This is a genomic window from Candidatus Dedyshia acidiphila, assembly GCF_051025295.1.
Lineage (GTDB): Bacteria > Acidobacteriota > Terriglobia > Terriglobales > Acidobacteriaceae > KBS-83.
In genome coordinates this window covers 1-248 of record NZ_JBMGJV010000185.1, presented here as the reverse complement: position 1 = coordinate 248, position 248 = coordinate 1, and the positions used below count along the sequence as shown (strand labels likewise).

1 protein-coding gene is annotated in these 248 nt (G+C 64.5%); it reads right to left on the bottom strand.

The window, feature by feature from the left end; genetic code table 11:
* Positions 1-28 precede the first annotated feature (28 nt).
* Positions 29-248 (bottom strand): hypothetical protein (locus tag AC5IJH_RS18555; RefSeq protein WP_491904293.1); only part of this gene is annotated, 220 nt, incomplete at its 5' end.

Below are 248 nucleotides of genomic sequence, written 5' to 3'. Positions count from 1 at the left end.
CCGCCCACCGCGCGATCGCTGCGGCCGCCTAATCGAGATCGAAATCCCGCAGCGGCTTGCCCTCTGTCGGATCGTCCTTCGCTCGCTTCACTGCTTCGGCGAAGCGGCGTTCCATCAGGTCTTTTTTGTTCCGCTCCGCATCGACAGACTGCCGGAACAGGCTTTCCTTGCGCTCCTCCTGCTCCCGCAGTGCGCGCGCTGCCCCTTCGAAGTCTTCAAAGGTGCGCTTTCGCGGCGCTGGGGTGTGG